This window comes from Devosia sp., assembly GCF_028290625.1.
Lineage (GTDB): Bacteria > Pseudomonadota > Alphaproteobacteria > Rhizobiales > Devosiaceae > Devosia.
The window spans coordinates 70,210-90,015 of record NZ_JAQGJM010000034.1; the positions used below are offsets into that span (position 1 = coordinate 70,210).

Annotated in this window: 19 protein-coding genes; 7 read left to right on the plus strand and 12 right to left on the minus strand. The window is 63.1% G+C overall.

The window, feature by feature from the left end:
* Positions 1-193 precede the first annotated feature (193 nt).
* The 6 genes from JWR51_RS18440 to JWR51_RS18465 form a co-directional block, all read right to left on the minus strand.
* The gene (locus tag JWR51_RS18440; RefSeq protein WP_299750874.1) at positions 194-1,453 is read right to left on the minus strand and encodes a terminase family protein; all 1,260 of its coding nucleotides are present in this window, start codon (positions 1,451-1,453) and stop codon (positions 194-196) included.
* Positions 1,431-1,826 carry a hypothetical protein gene (locus JWR51_RS18445; protein ID WP_299750877.1) on the minus strand — a complete coding sequence of 132 codons (396 nt, stop codon included), beginning with the start codon at positions 1,824-1,826 and terminating at the stop codon, positions 1,431-1,433. The genes JWR51_RS18440 and JWR51_RS18445 overlap by 23 nt, the downstream gene beginning before the upstream one ends.
* Positions 1,827-2,430: 604 nt before the next feature.
* Positions 2,431-2,817, minus strand: a complete 387-nt coding sequence (locus tag JWR51_RS18450) for a DUF2147 domain-containing protein (RefSeq protein ID WP_299750880.1) — start codon at positions 2,815-2,817, stop codon at positions 2,431-2,433.
* A gap of 148 nt (positions 2,818-2,965) precedes the next feature.
* Positions 2,966-4,228, minus strand: coding sequence for an Hsp70 family protein (locus tag JWR51_RS18455; RefSeq protein ID WP_299750883.1), 1,263 nt, complete (start codon positions 4,226-4,228; stop codon positions 2,966-2,968).
* 235 nt (positions 4,229-4,463) lie between these two features.
* Complete coding sequence (locus JWR51_RS18460) at positions 4,464-5,117, minus strand: diguanylate cyclase (RefSeq protein WP_299750886.1); 654 nt, start codon at positions 5,115-5,117, stop codon at positions 4,464-4,466.
* A 120-nt stretch (positions 5,118-5,237) separates the two neighbouring features.
* A complete protein-coding gene (locus JWR51_RS18465; protein ID WP_299750889.1) occupies positions 5,238-5,693 on the minus strand; it encodes a YcgN family cysteine cluster protein in 456 nt (151 codons plus the stop codon).
* Positions 5,694-5,802: 109 nt separating this feature from the next.
* Here JWR51_RS18465 and JWR51_RS18470 point away from each other — a divergent pair, with 109 nt between their 5' ends.
* The 4 genes from JWR51_RS18470 (at position 5,803) to JWR51_RS18485 (ending at position 10,279) form a co-directional block, all read left to right on the plus strand.
* Positions 5,803-7,989, plus strand: coding sequence for a PBP1A family penicillin-binding protein (locus tag JWR51_RS18470; protein ID WP_299750893.1), 2,187 nt, complete (start codon positions 5,803-5,805; stop codon positions 7,987-7,989).
* Positions 7,990-8,287: 298 nt separating this feature from the next.
* Entirely contained in the window at positions 8,288-8,863 is a 576-nt protein-coding gene (locus JWR51_RS18475) for a DUF1214 domain-containing protein (RefSeq protein ID WP_299750896.1), read from the plus strand.
* The gene (locus JWR51_RS18480; protein WP_299750899.1) at positions 8,860-9,423 is read left to right on the plus strand and encodes a hypothetical protein; all 564 of its coding nucleotides are present in this window, start codon (positions 8,860-8,862) and stop codon (positions 9,421-9,423) included. Before JWR51_RS18475 ends, JWR51_RS18480 begins: the two co-directional genes overlap by 4 nt.
* A 337-nt stretch (positions 9,424-9,760) precedes the next feature.
* The gene (locus JWR51_RS18485; protein WP_299750902.1) at positions 9,761-10,279 is read left to right on the plus strand and encodes a GrpB family protein; all 519 of its coding nucleotides are present in this window, start codon (positions 9,761-9,763) and stop codon (positions 10,277-10,279) included.
* Here the strand turns inward: JWR51_RS18485 and JWR51_RS18490 are convergent.
* From JWR51_RS18490 to JWR51_RS18500, 3 genes are all read right to left on the minus strand, one after another.
* Positions 10,276-10,863, minus strand: a complete 588-nt coding sequence (locus JWR51_RS18490) for a HupE/UreJ family protein (RefSeq protein WP_299750905.1) — start codon at positions 10,861-10,863, stop codon at positions 10,276-10,278. The genes JWR51_RS18485 and JWR51_RS18490 overlap by 4 nt on opposite strands.
* Before the next feature lie 108 nt (positions 10,864-10,971).
* Positions 10,972-12,285 (minus strand): hemolysin family protein, encoded by a 1,314-nt coding sequence (locus JWR51_RS18495; protein WP_299750908.1) that lies wholly within the window; start codon positions 12,283-12,285, stop codon positions 10,972-10,974.
* Positions 12,286-12,408: 123 nt separating this feature from the next.
* Positions 12,409-13,236: a hypothetical protein gene (locus JWR51_RS18500; RefSeq protein ID WP_299750911.1), complete on the minus strand. Its 828-nt coding sequence runs from the start codon at positions 13,234-13,236 to the stop codon at positions 12,409-12,411.
* Between the two features lie 347 nt (positions 13,237-13,583).
* Here JWR51_RS18500 and JWR51_RS18505 point away from each other — a divergent pair, with 347 nt between their 5' ends.
* Entirely contained in the window at positions 13,584-14,723 is a 1,140-nt protein-coding gene (locus tag JWR51_RS18505) for a DUF2336 domain-containing protein (RefSeq protein WP_299750912.1), read from the plus strand.
* Here the strand turns inward: JWR51_RS18505 and JWR51_RS18510 are convergent.
* From JWR51_RS18510 to JWR51_RS18520, 3 genes are read right to left on the minus strand one after another with little or no spacing between them, the layout of a single operon-like run.
* Positions 14,720-15,058, minus strand: coding sequence for a DUF1491 family protein (locus tag JWR51_RS18510; protein ID WP_299750915.1), 339 nt, complete (start codon positions 15,056-15,058; stop codon positions 14,720-14,722). The genes JWR51_RS18505 and JWR51_RS18510 overlap by 4 nt on opposite strands.
* Positions 15,058-16,224 (minus strand): peptidoglycan-binding protein, encoded by a 1,167-nt coding sequence (locus tag JWR51_RS18515; protein WP_299750918.1) that lies wholly within the window; start codon positions 16,222-16,224, stop codon positions 15,058-15,060. Before JWR51_RS18515 ends, JWR51_RS18510 begins: the two co-directional genes overlap by 1 nt.
* Complete coding sequence (locus JWR51_RS18520) at positions 16,221-18,029, minus strand: PAS domain-containing sensor histidine kinase (RefSeq protein ID WP_299750919.1); 1,809 nt, start codon at positions 18,027-18,029, stop codon at positions 16,221-16,223. Before JWR51_RS18520 ends, JWR51_RS18515 begins: the two co-directional genes overlap by 4 nt.
* A gap of 340 nt (positions 18,030-18,369) precedes the next feature.
* On the opposite strand from JWR51_RS18520, the gene JWR51_RS18525 reads away from it, so the two are divergent.
* Both JWR51_RS18525 and JWR51_RS18530 read left to right on the plus strand, forming a co-directional pair.
* Positions 18,370-18,666: a hypothetical protein gene (locus JWR51_RS18525; RefSeq protein ID WP_299750922.1), complete on the plus strand. Its 297-nt coding sequence runs from the start codon at positions 18,370-18,372 to the stop codon at positions 18,664-18,666.
* A gap of 491 nt (positions 18,667-19,157) precedes the next feature.
* Positions 19,158-19,757: a hypothetical protein gene (locus JWR51_RS18530; RefSeq protein WP_299750925.1), complete on the plus strand. Its 600-nt coding sequence runs from the start codon at positions 19,158-19,160 to the stop codon at positions 19,755-19,757.
* Positions 19,758-19,806: the final 49 nt, after the last annotated feature.

A 19,806-nucleotide genomic window follows, 5' to 3' on the forward strand; every position in this document is an offset into this window, starting at 1 on the left:
TGCTCCTTCATTCGCCGACCCAGCGGCTCCATCTCCCCTCGCCCCTTGCGGGAGAGGGACCGAAAATCCGCGTTCAGCGGTTTTCAGGGTGAGGGGTACTGCGCCCACCTATGCTTCGAGCATCCGGCGACAACCCCTCATCCGCCCCTTCGGGGCACCTTCTCCCGCAAGGGGAGAAGGGGAAGAACAGTGGTCAAACCCGCCTCACCCGCGGCGTCATGTCCACCAGCAGCAATTCGGTGATCGCCCAGACCAGCGCATCCACCCGGTCCGGCGAATGCCCGTCGCTGCGCCCGTCATTGCCGAACGCGCACATCTCGTCCTCGAGCTCGCTCAGGCCAGTCACGTGCCGCACAAGACCCCGCCCATAAAGCGCCGCCACCGGCTCCGCCCGCAGCCATTTGCCCCGCGTTGCCCGGACAGCGCGCACCGGCACATTGGGATCGACTTGCGCGATGACGGATTTCACCAGGTCGCCACCCTGATTGACCTCGACCACGATAGCGTCGGCACCATGCGCATGAAACGCCGCCACCGCCCGCCGTGCCCAGGCCAGCGGCGCCGCCGGCTTCAGCGTCCGATCTTCCAGCACCACCGCGCCCTCGCCCACCCGTCCGGCCACAATGATCCCGCAGGCATCGGAGCGATCGTTCCCCGTCACCGGCGGATCAACCGCCACCACAATTCTTTCAGGCGCCACCGGCCCCACCGGCACGAACATGCCCCGCTGCCACAGCGCATCGGGCAAGTCTTCGATCATCTCACCATCGAGCTCCTGCCGCCCCAGCACCGAGCCGCGATAGCGCCCCACCACGGCGTCGAGAAAACTCGGCGCCAGATGCGCCCGATTGTCCGCCGTCTTCGCCTGCGTCACCACGGTTAGCGGATCGGCCAGCAGCCGCTTCAACAATCGCGTCGGCTTCGGCGTCGTCGTCGCCAGCTGCCGGGGCTTGTCGCCCAACCGCAATCCGAACTGCAGCATGTCCCACGCCGCTTCCGCATCAGGCCATTTCGCGATCTCATCACACCAGGCGGCCGCAAATTGCGGCCCCCGGAACCGGTCCGGATCGGAGGCCGACATCACTATGGCCTCTACCCCGTTGGGCCAGATCAGACTGGTGCCTTTGAGCACCGGCCGCTGGTCATCGGGGTGGGCGTTGAGCAGTCCGCTTTCGCCCCGGATCATCACGGCGATGGCTTCGGTCATGGTTTCGCCCACCAGTGCGATCGGCGTGATCTTGGCCGCCGCCAAAGACCGAACCCACTCTGCTCCGGCCCTGGTCTTGCCCGAACCGCGCCCGCCCAGCATTAGCCAAGTCGTCCAGTCGCCTTCGGGCGGCAACTGATCGGCGCGTGCCCACTTTTCGGCCCAGCCGTAGTATTTTGCCGCGACCTGATCGTCGCTCAACGCGTCGACTTCGGCCTTGGCCTCAGCGCTGCTTGAACTGGTCAATGCGTTTGGCCAGCTTGTCACGCAGATCGCGCATGTCCTTCTTGTTCGTCGGCTTGACGTTACGCTCCGCGGCGCTCAGCTCGACCAACTTTTCGAAGGTCTTGACCGTCGCGCTCAGCGCTCCGACCTGCTTGTCTATCGGGTCCTTCACGGCGTTCTCCAGTAAGCGAACTTGCTTGTTTAGAATCTTGAACATCCGGTGGATGAGGTCGCTGGACTTGACCAGATGCACTCGGCTGCCCACCCAACCCTCCCGCTCTCGCCGGTAGCGCAATTGCGGTGCCGTAATGGCGTAGCGCCTGCACAGCTCCCGCTGCGGGAAAGTGCGGGCCTCAAAATCGATGCGAATAGCAGCCCAGTCGGGCACTGCCACTCGCTGCTCCTGCGCATCCTCATCCATCGATGACCCACTTGTGAATCGGTCTTGCCGTTTTGTCGGAATGCCCTGGCGCACCAGCTCAAGGCACCCCCTCCTGGCCTCCCCCATCAAAGGGGGAGGTGTCTTCCGGTGGGTGTGTCTCGATCCAGTTCAACGAGTGGAGGGGCACCTCCCCCTTGATGGGGAGGTTGGGAGGGGGTGTCGTTTAGCCCCGGTCCTTCAGCCCCTGCGCACCGCTTCCTGACCCAATTTCTCGATCATGCCCAGAAGTTAGCACGGCTCCGTCACGCGGGGATTTGTTGCATAAGTTTGCGTGTTGGTAGCGAGGCCCAGACGCTCTATTCCGCCGGTATGCGTGAGGACAGAACCATCAGTCGTCACCCTCCCCCTCGCGGGGAGGGAAGCGAGATAGGACTTAGCCCTTCGCTAAGTCCGTGATCGAGCAGCAAGGGGGGCGAGAGCCGCGATATTCGGGCTAAACGTCCCCCACCCTTGATCCCTCCCCGCAAGGGGAGGGTGTCGACTGCGCCTTCAATGCCCAACAAAAAGCCCCGCCCTGCCTGCGCAGAACGGGGCCCAAACTCAAACCACGCAAACCCTACAGCCGAACGAAGTCCACCTGCCGGCACGCCACCAACTGACACCCGGACAGCTTCATCTGGTTCGCATTGACCAGCGTCACCGAGCCGGAAACCTCATGGCCATCATACTTCACCATGCCGCGCCATTTGTTCTCGTCGATCGATTTGGCGTTCCGCACTACCAGCTTGTTCAGCAGCGCCAGGTTTTCCGGCGTCCGCGCATCGGCGCGCAGCCAGGTCAGCTTGGCGCAAAGCTGCGTACCATCGCCGCACAGGCTCACCTTATAGCGCGACTCGCCGGTCGTGGTCTGCCAGGTGCCAACCGGGCTCAAATCCTGTGCCGCGACGGGCGCAACCACGCCGAGGGCGAGCAGCAGCGCGGCAGTGGTCTTGAAAAGTGTCATGTGTGTTCCTTGAGGCTCTGGGCCACGCCTGCCAGATCGCGTTGCCGCGGTCCGTGACGCCAAATTCAGGCTGATGTGTGATTGGACCCGGCAAATACCATCGTTTTGGTGAACGAGCTGCTAACCACGCCAGTCACCGGCATGGCGTTCAGTCCACCCCAAACTTGCGCGCGGCTTCCATCGCCAGTCCCAAGCCCACGCTACCCAGCACGTCGGTACGCACCAGTGCCGCATCAGGAAACATCGCCCGCAACCGCGCCACGATCACCGGCACCAGCGTCGATCCCCCCGTCAGGATCAGGCTATCGATCGCCGCGGCGCCCACCCCTGCCCGCGCCAATGTTTCCCCGATCGTCGCCGCGATCCGCTCCACCGAATTGTCCAGGGCCCGCGCCAGATCACCGTTGGTCATCACCGTATCGACCTGCGCCCCGCGGCTCTCGAAGTGAAACCGATGCTCCGCCACATCCGACAGCGCGATCTTGGCCTCTTCCACCGCCCCAGCCAGCCGGTGCCCCTGCCGCTCCTCGACCAGCGCGATGAACTGGCTCACCAGCTCCGGCCGCCGCGCCTCGTTGCGCGTCCCGATCAAGTCGCGCAGCGGCTTGGCGTGATACAGCCGGTTGATCCGGTGCCAAGTGGCAAACTCATGGTACGGCGCCACCGGCAGATAGCGCTTGCCGTCCCGCGTTTCGCTGCCCAGCCCCAGTTCGGGCATCACCTTGGCCACCGACAGCAGCCGGTCGAAATCGGTGCCGCCGACATGCACGCCCGCCGTCGCCAAAATATCGTCCGCCCGCTGCGGCTTTTTGGACCGCGCGGGCGAAACCCGGATCACCGTAAAGTCCGAGGTGCCGCCGCCCAGGTCGACGATCAGCGCCAATTGCTCGTCGCTCACCTGCCGCTCATAGTCGAGCGCCGCCGCGATCGGCTCGAACTGAAATTCGATATGCCTAAACCCCTGCGCCCGCACCGCGCCTTCCAACTGCTTCTGCGCCTCGGCATCCGCCGCCGCGTCGTCATCGACAAAATGCACCGGCCGCCCCAGCACCACGCTGTCCACCGGCCCGCCCAGCTCGGCCTCGGCGCGCTGCTTCAGCTGAGCGATGAAAATCCCCAAAATCTCGACAAAGCCATAGCTGCGCGCCTTGACCCTTGTGCTGTCGCCGATCAGCGAGGTGCCCAGCACGCTCTTGAGCGAGCGCATCAGCCGCCCCTCGGCGCCGCTAACATATTCGGCGACACCGGCGCGGCCGAAATGGATGGTGTCATCCTCGAAGCCGAAAAACAGCACGCTGGGAATGGTCGGCTTGCCGTCCTCCAGCGCCAGCAGGCGCGGACCACCATTGTGAGTCGCGATGCCCATGGTCGAATTGGACGTGCCGAAGTCGAGCCCGCAAGCGGTGGCCATGATGAGGATTTCCGTCGATTGCGCCGCGCGCCGGGCGGCAGAAGGACGGGCTTCTTAGAGGCTGGCGCGCGCGGAGGGAACCCCTCCCTTTACGAGGCAGCCTTGCGATTCATCAATCACCGGGTCATTCCCGCGCAGGCGGGAACCTCCGTTTGCAGACCGGCAAGAACAACAGAGGTTCCCGCCTACGCGGGAATGACTCCGCATGTGGGAAGACACTTAGGAAAAAGCTCCCCTAAACAGCCTTGCGCTTGCGTTCTTGGGCGGGACGCAGGTCCACGGCTTCAATGCGATTGAGGCCACGGCGCTGCGCCTTGATCAGCGCCTCGGCGGCGGTCTCGAAGAATTTGCGATCATAATTGCCGCGCGGATTGCCGACCGCGAGACCAATGCCGGTGGTGACGATGCCGGCATGGCTTTCCTTGTGTGCCAGGCCGAGGTCGCGCACCGCGCTGGCGATCTTCTGCGCCGTGGCCCGCGCCATCAGCACCGGAAAATCGGGCAGCACCACGACGAATGAGGCCTGTCCCAGCCGCAGCACGCTATCGCCCTCGCGCGGCAGCACCGCGCGGATCGCGTCGCGCACCAACATCAGGCAGTCCTCGGTTTCGAGCTTGCCGTAGGCGGTGGAGTATTCCTTGAAGCGATCCAGTTCGATGACCAGCAGGCTCAGCGACACCTTGCGCTCGGCCGAGCGCATCCAGGCCATCACCAGTTCTTCCTCGAGCCGCGCGCCAAGTCGCGGCTTCATGCCGATCGAGCGCGCCATCGCGGCCTTGCCATAAGCGGGCAACCGCTCCTGTGGTGCTGGGCGCGACGCGCCCAAAGCCATGCGGACCCGGGTCCAGAACGGATCGGCAGTTACCTTTATCGTCACGGTATCGGTCATGTTGATGCCTGTTCTGGGCTCGCCATACGCTGTGCGTGCCCTGATCTGGACACATCATGGTTAACAGTCGGTTTACAGCTATGGTTAACTAACGGTGAACACGCCGCTAGGCAGTACGCCCTATAGGCTTTCCGGGGGTTCCCACTCGGGCCAATCGACCGCGTGCTCTTCCCAGGTATCGGGATCGACCTCGGTTTCGAGGAAGGTGCGGCCCTTCACCGAGATGCCGACGTCGATCACCGTCTGCGGGTCGCCCGACACTAGCGGATGCCACCAGGCCAGGCCCTTGCCCTCAGCAATGCGGCGATAGGCGCAGGTGGTGGGAATCCACTTGATCGAGACGACGTTCTCGGGATCAAGCTTGATGCAGTCGGGCACCTTCTTTTGGCGGCCCGGATAGTCGGTGCAGGCGCAGGTATCGCCGTCCAACAGCTGGCAGCGCACGTCCGAGGTGATCAGCAGTCCGCTGTCCTCGTCTTCGAGTTTGATCAGGCAGCAGCGCCCGCAGCCGTCGCAAAGCGACTCCCACTCGGTCGGGGTCATCTCGGATAGCGATTTTTCTTCCCAGAAGGCCATTTTAACCTGAGCCAGTTTATGATGTTGCTGGTTTGCTCTTGTGCACCGCCAAGGGCAATCATATTCCAGCGATTGTGTTGCCTATGGGGACAATCACGGACAAAGGTCCGTGACCCCGCCAGCGAGGATCGACGTGCAGGATCCCTTCTATACCAAAGAAAAGCGCGTCAAGAAATCCAGCATGCTGGCGGCCGATGCATGGCTCGATTCCTCGCTCTACGATATGGGCCAGTCAGCCGGTCGCGGCTGGACCAAATTCCAGGACATCATGTCCATCTTCCGCGTCCGCGGCATCCTGCGCCTGTTCGTCGAACTGCTGTCGGACGCCTTCACCTTCGGCGCCATCGGCGCCGTGCTCATGACCGCCTTGGCGTTGCCGGCCTTCGACGCCACTGCCACCGGCGAATTCAACAAGGCCGAGGATTATTCGGTGGTCTTCCAGGATCGCTACGGCAATGAAATCGGTCGCCGCGGCATCCGCTCGGACGATAGCGTCGCGCTGGCCGACATGCCCGACTATTTGGTCAAGGCGACCCTCGCCACCGAAGACCGGCGCTTTTACGACCATTTCGGCATCGACGTGGTCGGCACGCTGCGCGCCATCGCCAGCAATGCCTCGGGCGATAGCGGCACGCAGGGCGGCTCCTCAATCACCCAGCAGCTCGCCAAAAACCTGTTCCTGTCCTCCGAGCGCACCATCGAGCGCAAGGTGATCGAGGCCTTCCTGGCCGTCTGGCTGGAATGGCATTATTCCAAGGACCAGATCCTCAAGCTCTATTTCGACCACGCCTATATGGGCGGCGGCAACTTCGGCGTCGTTGCGGCCTCGGATTTCTATTTCGGCAAGAAGGTGCAAGACATCAGCCTCGCCGAAGCCGCCATGCTGTCGGGCCTGTTCAAGGCCCCCACCAAATATGCCCCCCATGTCGATCTGGCCGCCTCCCGCGCCCGCGCCAATCTGGTGCTGACCAATATGGTGGCCGCTGGCTTCCTCACCGAGGGCCAGGTCACCGCCGCCCGTCGCCATCCAGCCACTCCGGTCGACCGGACGGCCGATATCAATTCGCCCAATTATTTCCTCGACTGGGCCTTCGAGGAAGCCAAGACCGTCATCGAGGCCTCCCACCACACCTCCAACAATTTCGTGGTCCGCACCACGATCGACACCACGCTACAGAAATACGCCGAGGACGCCGTCACCTCGACCGTCCGCGATAGCGGCGCGCAGTACGATGTCGAGCAGGCGGCCATGGTGGTCACCGATACCAAGGGGGCGGTCCGCGCCATGGTGGGTGGGGTGGACTACGGCAAAAGCCAGTTCAATCGTGCCATCGTCTCCAATCGCCAGCCCGGCTCGTCGTACAAGATCTTCGTTTATGCTGAGGCATTGGAACAATTGGGGCTGACTCCCCAGGACCTGATTACCGATCGCCCAGTATGCATCGGCGACTGGTGCCCGCAGAATTACGGCCGCAACTACAAGGGCTCGATCACACTGGCCAGCGCACTGGCCCAATCGCTCAATACGGTCGCCGTGACCTTGTCGATCAAGACCGGCCGCGACTCGATTGCCGCCTTGAGCCACCGCATGGGCCTGCGCGCCGACTATCCCATAACCCGCTCGCTGGCACTGGGTGTGGCCTCGGTTTCAGTCCTCGATATGGCCTCGTCCTATGCCGTGCTCGCTGACGAAGGCTACAAGACGCCCGCCTATGGCATCAACCGCATCGCCTCCCTCACCGGCGACGTGATCTTCGAGGCGCATCCGGACGATCCGCGCGAGCGCATCCTGAGCGAAACCACCGTCAAGGGCATGAACCAGATGTTGCGCGGCGTGGTCACCGGCGGAACCGGCACCAAGGCCAAGATCGAGGGGGTCCCGACAGTGGGTAAATCGGGCACCACCTCGTCCTATCGCGACGCGTGGTTCTGCGGTTTCACCGGCAATTACGTGGCCGCCGTATGGTTTGGCAATGACGATTACCACCCGACGCGTACCCTGACGGGCGGCAACCTGCCAGCGGTAGCCTGGCAGAAATTCATGGCTTATGCCCACACCAATATCGAGATCAAGCCGGTCTTCGGCGTCGATTTCGTGCCCGAGCAGGTCGTCATCGCCGCTACCGATCCCAGCCAGGTCGAGGATGCACCCGCCGAGCGGCCACCGACCCTGAAGCCGGCCGCTGCCCGCAAGCTCGTCGATGTCGCCGACCTGCTACGCACCACGTTGCGCGCCACCATGCCGGTCACCGACCGGGCCAGCACACCAATTTCGGTGGAGACGAGCGGGCTGTAGCTCCACGCTCTTGGCCACCCCCTCATCCGCCCTTCGGGCACCTTCTCCCACGAGGGGAGAAGGGGGCATCGTGGCCAAACAAACTCGATGCCCACCCTCGCCCCTTGTGGGAGAGGGACAGCTTGCGACGCGTTCAGCGGAGCAAGCAGGGTGAGGGGGTTGCCGCCGCAAAGCTCGCCATCGCTCCACTCCACCATCCCCCCTTCCGCCGACTCCACGCGATTGCTATAGCCTTACCCATTCAACCGCAGCGACCAGGCCATCCATGTCCCTTCCCACCGCTTCCGACGCCTGATCCTTGCGTTTCGTCATCCACCTCCTGTTGCTGGTTACGGTTGCGCTCGGCGTTGGCTTCGGGCTGAGCTACTACGCGCTGACCGATGGCCGTCTGTTCGGCGCTGCCGTGGTCGGCCCCTGGATCGCATGGCCCGATGTGGGTACCGCCGCGCCCAATCCCTATACGCGCGGCCATTTGACCCGCGCCGCCGGCCTGCAGCTCGGCCTCAGCGAAGGCCTGCAATTCACCGCCACCACCGATAGCGCGGGCGACACACTGTCGCTGGCTTGCACCTACCGTATCGTCGGCAAGACGCCGCTCGCGACGTTCTGGACCCTGGTGGCGGTCGACGCCGCGGGCGTCAATCTTGCCCGCCCGGGCGAGGATGCGGCCATGCGATCGAACGCCATCGCACGGACCGATAATGGTTCGATCCTGATTTTTGTCGGCAAGCAATTGGCGCCGCAGAACTGGCTCGAACTCACCGGCAGCGGCAATTTCCGCCTGGTGCTGACGCTCTACGACACTGCGGTATTTTCCGGCTTCGGAACCGGCGGCGAAACCATGCCGTCGATCCTGCGCGAGGGCTGCGCATGATCCGCACCCTGCTCTGGCTGCTCGGCGGCGCCATCCTTGGCGGCATCATCCATATCGTCGTGATCCTGACCCTGCCGGCTTTGGCCGAAGACACCATCTGGACGCGCATCGCCGCGCTCAATGCCCAGAACAAAATGGTGATCCTGCCCCAGGTCGTGCCCGGTGAGCCCAATCCGCTCGGGTTCGATCCCGATGTCGCCTATGGGGTCTGCCAGATCGACCTCAATGCCGGCCCGGCCTATCTCTCGGGCATCATGCCCGATGCCTTCTGGTCGGTGGCGCTGTTCAACAAGCAGGGCATCATCACCTATTCGACCACCAATCGCGACGGTATCGGCCAGACCCTGGAACTGGGCATTTTCAACGCCGACCAGACGCGGCTGCTGGCCCAGCAGCAGCTCGATATCGCCGAAGGGCTGCTGGTGGTCGAGTCGCTTGACGACGACATCTTCGTTCTGGTCCGCCTCGCCCCGCCACACCAGGCCATGCGCCAGCGCTTCGAGGACCAGTTGGCCAAGGTCAAATGCGGGATTAAGACTCCGGCGCCCGCGCCGGCTTGAGGCCGCTGGAGTGGGCACATAGCCCACCCCATACCGGTCATCACCCGCACCTCGTCATCCCTCCCCAACCGCGTCATCCCCCTCCACCGGGTCATCCCCCTCCACCGGGTCATCCCCCCTCCACCGGGTCATCCCCGCGAAGGCGGGGACCTCCGTTTGCTTTCTGTGGGTGTTGAAGCAGAAGTTCCCGCCTGCGCGGGAATGACTCCGAGGTGGTGGGTCCCTTTGGGGATAGCCGGGCGGATGGGAGGCGATGGAGAGAAGCGAACACGAGCACAGCAGCACCGTTGCCTTCCCAAACCCTCATAGGGCAAAACTCCTGTCGAGGAGATCAACTATGAACCACACCAACCAATGGGGCCTTGGCCTGCGCAAGGGTACCGTGCTGCTGGTCGATCATAACCCCGTCTGGCATGACGCTTTCACTGCGGAGGCCACGCGCATCCGCAACGCCCTTGGCCCCACGGTCATTGATCTGCAGCATTTCGGCAGCACCGCCATTCCCACCATCCGCGCCAAGCCCATTCTCGACCTGATGCTGGGCATCGCCGATTTCGATCAAGGCCCCCTGCTGGCGCCGGCTTTGGCTGATGTCGGCTACGAGTATGTCGCCAATGCCGGCGTACCCAACCATGTCTTCGGCAAGGGCGCGCCAAGGACACATTTACTGCATGTGGTCGCTCATGACGGCCCCAAGTGGCACCGCAATCTGCGCTTCCGCGACCGCATGCTGGCCGATCCGACGCTGGCGCGGGATTACGAGGCGCTCAAGACGCGCCTCGCGATAGAATTCGCCGATAACCGCGCCGCCTATACCGATGGCAAGGAGCAGTTCGTCGACGCGGCCGTGGCCTAGAGCCAACCGAACAGTACGCCGATGCCGCCCAGCGCAAAAACGCCGCCGGCAACCCGCGCGATGACTTGGCCGTGCCTGCCCACCAGCTTGCTGACTCCCAACGCCGCACCAATGCCCGCGCCATGCAGTGCCGCCGTGGCCGCCACGAAACCTGCGGCATAAAGCAGCCCGCCAGCGCCTTCCGGCATTTCGGCGCCATGGGCGTGACCATGGAAAACCGCGAATGCACCGACCAAAGCCATCGCCCCGGCAACGGGCATAGGCGCCTTCAAGGCCGCCGCCGCGCCGATCACCACGCTGGACAGCGCGATGCCCAATTCAACAAACGGCAGGTCGACGCCATTGAGGCCCAGCGCGAAGCCGAGCACCATCATGGCAATAAAGCTGAGCGGCACCAGCCAGAGCGCCCGCCCGCCCAGCACGAAGGCAAACACACCGACCGCGACCATAGCCAGGACGTGATCCAGCCCGCCGACGGGATGCTCAAGACCATGCACAAAGCCAACTGCGTGCAGCGGGTCGGGATGGGCGAAGACCATGGTGGGGAAAAGTACAAATAGAGCGAGGACGAGCAAAGCGCGCATAAGAATCCTTCAGCGGGCGGCTACGCCCGTCGATGTTACAGCCCATTCCACACTCGCCCACCGAACTTGCCACCAAATCCTGTGGCTGGCAACGCGCAGTCCCTGAAATTACTTGGCGGGCGGCTTGGGGGCCGCCTTGGGTGCGACTTTGGTCACCAGCAATTGGTTGAGCCTGGTGCGATCGGCATCGACCACCTCGAATACAAAGCCCGATTCTTCCACCTTGTCGCCTTTGCGCGCCGCGCGGCGCAGTCGATGGACGATGAAACCACCAATGGTCTCATAGGGCCCTTCGGGCAGCGTCTTGAGGCCCAGCGTACGGGTCACGTCCACCAGCGGCGCCACGCCATCGACCAGCCAGCTCAGGTCGTCGCGCCGCAGGATGGCCTCCTCCTCGAACGGATTGGCCAGCCCCTGCATCAGCGCCCCCATCAGGTCCTTGAACGTCACAACGCCGACGACCAGCGCGTATTCGCTGACCACCAGCGCGAAGCCGGTGCCCTGCGCCTGAAATTCGGCCAGCACTTCCCAGATATTGAGGCTGTCCGGCACGCTCAGCACATCGCGTCGTGTCTTGGCGAAATCGATCGGCCCCGGCTGTTCGATAGACGTCGCGAGAATGTCCTCGGCGCGCACGCAGCCGATCACCGCATCGATGCCGCCATCGCAGATTGGGTAATAGGAAAACGGCCGCCGCTGCACCTTTTCGCGCTGCACTTCCGGCGGATCGCGCATGTCGAGATAGACGATATCGTCGCGGATGGTCATCACCGAGGTGACGCTGCGCAATTCCAACGCCAGCACATTCTCGATCAGCCGATGCTCGCTCTTCATCAGCGCGCCCGAGGCCTCGCCGCCGGCCAGGATCATGCGAAAGTCCTCGGTGGTCACCTGGTCATGCGGCACGGCCGGATGCAGGTCCAGCCGGGCAATGATCCAGTCCGAAACGCCGCTGAACACCCAGACCAGCGGGCGCAGCACGATCACCGCGTATTGCGGAAACCAGCCCACCGATAGCGCCACTTCCTCAGGGATCAGCAAAGCAATGCGCTTGGGCACCAGATCGGCGAACAGGACGAAGAGCGCCGTCACCACGCAGAAGGCGACTATGCCGCCAATATTGGGCGCCATCTCGCCGGCACCGAGCCGGACAAATATTTCGGAGAAGATCGGCCCGAGGAAGCCGTCGCCGACCACGCCGGCCAGGATCGAAATCGCATTGGTGCAGATCTGCAGCGCGGTAATGACCCGTCCTGCATCGGCCCGCAGCGCCACGAAGCGCTGGGCCTGTTTGTTCCCGGCCTCCGCCAGCGCACGAATGCGCACTTCGCGCGCCGCCGCGAAAGCAATTTCCGACAGCGAAATGACGACGCTAATGCCAATCAGGCCGATGATGATGAGCAGCCCGACCAGCGGAGTCATGATGTCAGTTCCGTTCCAAGGCGCTCAAGCGGCCGCGCCACTATGGGGACGGCATCCTAACACGGGCACCTTGGCGGCGTCATGGTGAACGCAGTGGACGCGGTCGACGGCGCCCACTGCTGGCTATTTCAGGTCCACCCGCTCGACGCTGTAGCTGCGCGAACCGTAGCGCGACGGAATCACCGCCTGCTGTCCGCCGATAACGAGCCCCTGCCCGCTGCAGAAGTCCCCGCGATTGGCGCGATCGAGGTAGACCTTCATCTGTCCCAGTGCATCATCCACCGCCAGCGACTGCTCATGCGGCGTTTCGACCAGCAGATGGTCCAGCGCGTAGTCATAGGACTGGTAGCGATAATCCAGCGCCCGGACGAACCAGTTGATGTGCATGTCGTTCTCGGCGCGCCGCGCGCCGACATCGCGCCGGACATCGGGTTCCAGCCCGCTCCTCAATCCGTCTTCGGCAATGCCGCGCTGGCGATCGACCTCCTGCACCTGGCAGATCGAGATGAAGGTCGTCGGGATCGTATCGATATCCGCCTGGATATGGCGGCCGACGGTCGAATAGCGCGTGCGTGACGATTCGTAATCGGTCCGCTTCAGCCAAGTGTAATAGCGATCGATGGAAAACCGCAGGTCGGTCTCGCCGGTGATTCTGGTGCGCTGCAGCTCGACCGCAACGTCGTAGAACCAGTCCTTGGCATGCGGCGCGACCAGGAAGCGCCAGACGCGGTTGTGCATTTCCTCCTCCTGGTCGGTCCAGTTGAAATCGGAAACCGGCTCGTGATGGCCCTTGGCCAGCGAATTGCCGATGGCGGGCATCATCACGTCATGGGTGAAGCTGGGGTCGGCCCGGCCGAAATCTCCCACCGGGCGCGAAACGCAGCCGGCGGCCAGGGCCGCGACGCCAACGATGACCGCGGCGCCGAAAAACTGGCGGACACGTTCAGACACGCTTGCGCTTTGGTCTTGGCGGACCGATGCGATTGTTCGGTGCCAAAGGCGTACCGCGCTCATACCGTACTCCGGTAAAAATAAGAATCTGGGCGTTCCCGGCTGGCTGTGAAGCTCCGCTGGCAGGCCGGCGGCGACTGTCGAATTTGACGAGCTTTCCCAAGCTAGCCTCCAAAAATGCCGTTCTCCCGTCCCACCGGAAGCAACATGTATCAAAATGACCGCGCGCAACGCCCAACGCGCCTGTGCATTAAGAGATCGTCAAGGTTAACAGTCTGCTAACGAATTGCCGGCAAGAGTATAAATGCGCCTAATAGAGGTGCTCTCTGAGTCGACGGTCCCAAAACATGCTCGGTTTTCAACCTTACGAAACCTTCCAACTGCTGATCGAAACCGGCGGCGTGGACCGCACCAACACTTTGCTGATCGCCGCTTGCGACGCCTATGCGCGCCGCGGTCGGCCGACAGCGCCCGAGGCGGAGCAGTTCGAAGCCCTCGCCACCCGCCTGTTCCCCATTGCCGGCCCACAGGCCCGCGCCAAGGGCGCTGCCATCCTGGGCCGTGCCGAGGCGCTGTCTCCAGTGCTTGAAGCGCTGGTGGTCGAGAATATCGGCGAAGATCTTAGCGGCTTTCTCGATGCCGCTCCCGCGCTGTCGGAAGCGACCATGCTCGATATCATCGCGCGCTACGATATCGCTGCGGCGGCGACCATGGCCCGTCGCGCCGACCTGACCAATGTGGTGCTGGCCAAGCTGTTCCAGATGAACTCGCGCAAGGTCTATCGCTCCCTTGCCGCCAATACCGCCATCGTCCCGCGTGGTGCCTATCTCAGCGCCCTCGCCCGCTCCGCCCAGATGGACTACATGGTCGCCGAATCGCTGGCTGGCCGTGACGACTTCGATGCCGCGCTCTTGGCGCCGGCGTTCTTCGATCTGTCCGACGATCATCGCATCAAGGTCATCAAGGCCTTCGCCAATCGCCAGACCCCGGTCGCGCCGATCAAGAAGACCATCGAGCAGATCACCGTGGCGACGCAGGGCCTGACCAAGGCGCTGATGAAGCTGTTTTCCGAAAATCGCCGTCCCGAAGTCACCAAGCTACTCAGCCAGATCACTGGCCTCGACGAAGTGCGGTGCGGCCAGATTGCCCATGACGTAACCGGCGCGTCGTTGTTTGTCATCCTGCGCGCCTTCGGCTGCAGCGCCTATGATGGGCTCAAGGTGCTGATCCACGCCACTGCGCATGACAGCGAGCGTTCGCGCGCGCTGGCCGATTTCGCCACCATGTTCGGCAGCGTCGAGCCCGATGCCATGGCCTATCTGATGAGCGCCTGGCGCGGCGAAGTGAACCTGCTCGAGTTGGCCAAGCCCGAATACAAGCCGTTCACCGAAACCAGCCGCCGCACGCCGCTGTCGGCCTCGCAAAATCCGGTGATCAACCAGACCATCGAGGCCCTGGCCCGCATCGGCGTCAAGCGCGCCAGCTAGGCGACCACGTCGATCCCGACATCGTCGCCGCGCAGGTCGATGCTCAGCACCCAGAAGTCGGGGTCGAACTTGGCTTCCTGGGCAATGCGCTCGCGTACCTTGGCGGGTTCGACTCGGGCAAACCGGCGCTGGAACACCAGGCCGGCGGTGTCCTCACCGCGGCTCGCCATTGGCGCGGGCGTGAACAGTGTTGCGCTGCCGTCCAGATGATCGACCTCGATCCACACCTGTCCGGCAATCGGATCGCCGCGGCGTAACACCACGCACATATGGCCCAGGTCATTGTGTCGCCGCACGAAGGCGGCGCACCACAGGTCGCTACGCAGCGCACTCATCAGATCGAGGCGCCGGCATCTCGCAGCAGACCCACCAATTGCGGGTTCACTTCGCCCGTCGGCGCATAATTGTGGAAAATCTCGAAGGCGCGGATGGCTTTGGCGGTGGCCTCGCCGGGCTTGCCGTCGATGGCGCCCTGCAGGAAGCCCAGGCTCGCCAAACCACGCTGAACCTGCTCGATCAATTGCGCATTGCTGGTCGGACTCGCGGCCGCGGCGGGAGCAATTGCCGCCTGCTGGATAGCTTCCGGCTGCGGAATGATAACGGCGGGAGGAGCAACGGGCTCCAACGAAGCGACATGCTGCACGGGCGCCGGCATCGGCTGGGCTGTGGCTGCCATCAAGGGGAGCGCCGCGGTCGGTCGCAATGCGGGAGTCGTTGGAGTAACGCGGCTGCCATCGACGGCTGCGACGATCGAATCAATGGTCTCTGCCGCGGAACTGGTCACGGTGTCGAACGCATCTTCCACCGGCGTCGGGGCTTGCACGGCGTTGACCGGAGCCAGCCCCACCGGCGGCAATTGTACCTTCGCGGCCCGGATGGTCCGTACCGGCGCGGCCATGGGTTGCGGCGCGACTTCGGCTACCTGTACACGCTGCGGTGCCATGCCCATCGTGTCGGCGCGCAGGATAGCGTCGACCAGGCCGGGCGAGATCGCGCCGGTGGGCGTCATGCCATTGCGTTCCTCGAAAGCCCGGATCGCCCGAGCCGTCATCGGCCCGTAAAAGCCATCGACGGTGCCTTCGAACAGTTTGAGTTCGGTCAGTTTCTTCTGCAGCTCGAACACCTGCGTATTGCCGACCGGCGCATCGGGCACAGTCGGCGCCGGCTGCGCCACGCTGCTGGTGGTTTCCTGGGAAACCGGCTGCGGCACTTCGGCCTGGCGCAGTTGCGGCAGAGCCGGCGCATCGGGCACCTCGACAATCGAGGCCGTCTCCGGCACGTCGGGGGCGGGCGCGAACAGGGGCGCGGGGTGCCGCGCGGTCTGGAAATAGAGCGCATTGCTGCCGGCCAGCGCCGTCAGCGTCACCATGGCCAACAGGGCCGTGGAGGCGAGCGGAGCTCGCATGTAGCGGGAGAATGTCCAGAGGCCGGCGCGGCTCAGCGAGGCCGCGACGGCGCCACCAGCCAGCAGTGGCAGGCGTGTGAGCGTGGAATCCGTCATTGCGCTTTTCTTTTTTCGTTTTGCCATGGGGTCGCTTGCAATGGGGCCGGCTCACGATGCAGCGGCGTTACCACGGCACTGTCCTCCGTCTTTATTGCCGGACCGTTTATAGGAAGTAAAACCGTCATGGTTGTCCCTGCCCCAATTTCGGACATTGCCCGCAAGGTGCCGTCGTGCAGATCGACCAGGCCCTTGACGATGGATAGGCCCAGCCCTGTGCCCTCGTAGCGGCGCGACAGCCCTTCATTGGCCTGGAAGAACGGCTCGCCAACGCGCTGCAGCGATTCGGGCGCCATGCCGATACCGCTATCGGCCACTGAGATGTTGAGGCTCTGCCCCTGCCGCTTCATCGTCACGGTCACGGTCCCGCCTTCATGGCTGAACTTGATGGCGTTCGACAGCAGGTTGAGCAGCACCTGGCGGCAGGCGCGCTCGTCAGCCACCAGCACCGGCAGGTTATTGGCGATATCGGCGACTAGGGTGATATTGCGCTCGCGCGCCAGTCCCTCGACCATCTTGAAGCAGGTTTCGACCAGGGTATCGGGCGCGAACGGCTCGGTCTGCACCTCGAATTTGCCGGCTTCGATCTTTGACATGTCGAGCAGCATGCGCACCACTTCGAGCAGATGCTTGCCGCTCTGGTGAATGAGTCCGGCATATTCCTTGTGCGTCGGCGATAGCTCGCCACCAATGCCCGTGGTCATCATTTCTGAGAACCCCACCACTGCATTCAGCGGCGTGCGCAATTCATGCCCGATGGTGGCGAGGAAATGCGACTTGGCGTTGGAGGCTTCCTCGGCAACGCGCCGGGCCTCGGTCATGGCGGCTTCGGTGTCCTTGCGCTCGGTCACGTCGCGGAACAGCGCCACAACTTCATGCCGCTGATCGGGCGACTCGGGGTCGATCACCGGCGACAGGCTGATCTCGACCCAGATGAAATGGGGCACGCGCGTGCTGGCCCGCGGATCATCCTGGCGCATGCGTACTTCGATCATACGCGTCTTGCCGCCCTGGTTGGCATCGGCGAAGGCCGTCAGATAGCTGGGCCGATCGAGCACGTGCAAGCGCTCGCCCAGTCCCGAGCCGGTCAGCTCGTAACGCGGGCAGCCGAACAGGGCTTCGGAGGTCTTGGAGGCTAGCAACACTTCGCCGCTGCTGGAAAACCGCAGCACGGCGTCCTGCACATGCTCGATCAGATGCCGGTACGCAGTCACCTGCGACCGATCGTAAACTTCATAGGCGGCGCCGATCCGGTTGGCCGAATGGGCCACGATGGCGGCACAAACCGTGAAGGCCAGCACACAGGTGGCCATCAGCGGGGCCACGCCGACGGTGATTGCCGGCAGTCCGAAGCGCGAGGTAATGAAAGCCAGCAGGCAGATGGCGGCGAGCGCCACCCAGCTCTGGCGGCGCATGACATTGCGCGCCAGCAGCGAGGCATGCACGGGCCCTAGAACAGCGACGGCGAGGCCCGCATCGGCCAGTTGACCGTCGGCCAGGGTCAGGATCAACCCGATCGCCATGATGGCATAGACCTGCGCCGCGACGGCCTGTTCGAACTGGGCGCGTTGATGCATGGCTAGGCTGATCATGCCGGCGGCCAGCCCTATGGCGGCGATGACGAAGGGCAATGCAGTCCCCAGCACCAGGCAGATGATGGCCGGCAGCATGAGGATAGCGCTGGCGACGATGGCGATGCGCGCATTGGTGGCGAGCGTCTTGCGCCGCAGCATTTCCGGTCGATGACCGGAGCCCGCGACGGCTAGGCTCTCTTTGCTCGCGCCGAAAGAGAACAGGCTACGCATACACAATACTCATTTCCACGACGCCCTTTACAGCTATGCCAATCAACGCGGCACAGGCAGGCATTCGCCTGCAATTGCCTGAATTGGATTCAGGTCTTGTTGGTGATCACACTGCGTCCGACACACTAAGACGGCCTTAAATGCGACACTCCCCAAGCTCGTTCGAGGCCTCCCAACGCGCCCTTTCCCTGATTAGCGTAAACAAGGTCTTGCCCGGACCGCGCTGGACCTCGTGGGTATTTGACTCAAATTTTATCGAATTGGCGCAGCAGCGCTTAAACCCGGCTGGCTAGCTTGGTGGGGCAGGACAAGTTTGCCTGCCTCTGATTCGGATAAGACGATGTTTTTGGTGCGTTCAGTGTTCTGGCTATTGGTGGCCTACATGGTGATCCGGCCTGGTATGGATTTCGATCCCCACGCCGCCGCCAATCAGGCCGTGGCCGCCGGCCAGCAACTGGTGTCCGAACAGGTCGATGCCATTCAGTGCGATAGTTTGCAGTGCTTCGGCGGTAAAGCGGTGCTCGCCTCGGTGCTGCCCAGCCTTCCAGATACCCCGTCAGTCGGTCCCACCATGCAGGATTCGCCGACAGCCAACGATGTGCCATACCCCATGCCACGTCTGCGCCGGGCGGGATAGCGAGCGGCCAAAGCCCTCGCCAACGACCCAGGGTCGCGTCTTCCCCAGACGCCCAAGCGCCCCTGGCCCCTGCCGCAAGCACGCTGCCCGTGCTTGCGGCTTTTCTTTTTGGTGTTGAGGACCATCGCGCCGGGCGGCCAAAGGCTTGCCTATGTCTGGCGCCAGAAAAAGGCCCCAACTTCGGGGCGGGGCGGAGCCAGCCGCGTACATCGTTAAACGCGTGCCGACTATTCCGACCGTGCGCAGCGCTTTTGTGTGCCACCACCGGGCCAATTTTGCACACTAAACAATATAAAATTTGAATCAAACTGTATCGATTAAGCATGCCTTGCGTAGGTAAGGTTAATAATCGTCTACCTGAAATACTATATAGTTAAGACTTCCTTTATTTTTGGACATCTGCGCATCTCTACTTACCCAAGGCGAGGCCGCGGGTTGGGGAAAACCCTGCGTTCATTGTTTAAGTGAGGGAAGATTTAATGCGTACCATTTTGATCGCCGCAACCATTTTGGCTCTGGGTGTATCCGGTGCAAATGCAGCCAATATCGCGCTGCTTGGCAACGCCATCGTTGTTGCCGGCCACAACGATCTGGGTCTCGATCAGCATGGTTTGCTGAACAACTCGACAAAAACTCAGGTCAACGCGGCCGGTTATAACTGGCTTAACGTCGGCCAGAACGGCGCTCTGAATAATTCCAACGTGATCCAGGTTGCGCCCGGCGGCATCAACCTGGGTGGCACGTACCAGACCGGCGTGCTCAACAACGCTCAGTTGAATCAGCAGGCCGATAAAGGCCTTAACGATGCGGGCATCCGCCAGTCGGGCCTGTTCAATCAGGCAGTGACCAACCAGAACGCCGTCAACGGCGGCGTCAATCAGTCGGGCACGACCCAGACCGGCATCGCAAATCTGTCGTTGACCAATCAGCTCGCCGTCAATGGCGGCGCCAATCAGTCGTTCACCACACAGACCGGCGTCGCAAACCAGTCCCTGACCAACCAGCAGGCCGCTGGCGGCGGCCATAACTATTCTTCGATCGACCAGTCTGGCCTTGGCAACGTCTCGACGACGACACAGATCGCCTACTGATCCGTTTTCTTAAAATGCATACGGCGGGGCACTGCCCCGCCGTATGTCT

Coding starts and splice junctions, on each gene's coding strand:
- JWR51_RS18510 (WP_299750915.1), bottom strand. CDS start 15,058: ATGAGTGCGCTGCGTAGCGACCTGTGGTGCGCCGCCTTCGTGCGGCGA.
- JWR51_RS18515 (WP_299750918.1), bottom strand. CDS start 16,224: ATGACGGATTCCACGCTCACACGCCTGCCACTGCTGGCTGGTGGCGCC.
- JWR51_RS18495 (WP_299750908.1), bottom strand. CDS start 12,285: ATGACTCCGCTGGTCGGGCTGCTCATCATCATCGGCCTGATTGGCATT.
- JWR51_RS18490 (WP_299750905.1), bottom strand. CDS start 10,863: ATGCGCGCTTTGCTCGTCCTCGCTCTATTTGTACTTTTCCCCACCATG.
- JWR51_RS18455 (WP_299750883.1), bottom strand. CDS start 4,228: ATGGCCACCGCTTGCGGGCTCGACTTCGGCACGTCCAATTCGACCATG.
- JWR51_RS18505 (WP_299750912.1), top strand. CDS start 13,584: ATGCTCGGTTTTCAACCTTACGAAACCTTCCAACTGCTGATCGAAACC.
- JWR51_RS18460 (WP_299750886.1), bottom strand. CDS start 5,117: ATGACCGATACCGTGACGATAAAGGTAACTGCCGATCCGTTCTGGACC.
- JWR51_RS18525 (WP_299750922.1), top strand. CDS start 18,370: ATGTTTTTGGTGCGTTCAGTGTTCTGGCTATTGGTGGCCTACATGGTG.
- JWR51_RS18520 (WP_299750919.1), bottom strand. CDS start 18,029: ATGCGTAGCCTGTTCTCTTTCGGCGCGAGCAAAGAGAGCCTAGCCGTC.
- JWR51_RS18450 (WP_299750880.1), bottom strand. CDS start 2,817: ATGACACTTTTCAAGACCACTGCCGCGCTGCTGCTCGCCCTCGGCGTG.
- JWR51_RS18485 (WP_299750902.1), top strand. CDS start 9,761: ATGAACCACACCAACCAATGGGGCCTTGGCCTGCGCAAGGGTACCGTG.
- JWR51_RS18465 (WP_299750889.1), bottom strand. CDS start 5,693: ATGGCCTTCTGGGAAGAAAAATCGCTATCCGAGATGACCCCGACCGAG.
- JWR51_RS18480 (WP_299750899.1), top strand. CDS start 8,860: ATGATCCGCACCCTGCTCTGGCTGCTCGGCGGCGCCATCCTTGGCGGC.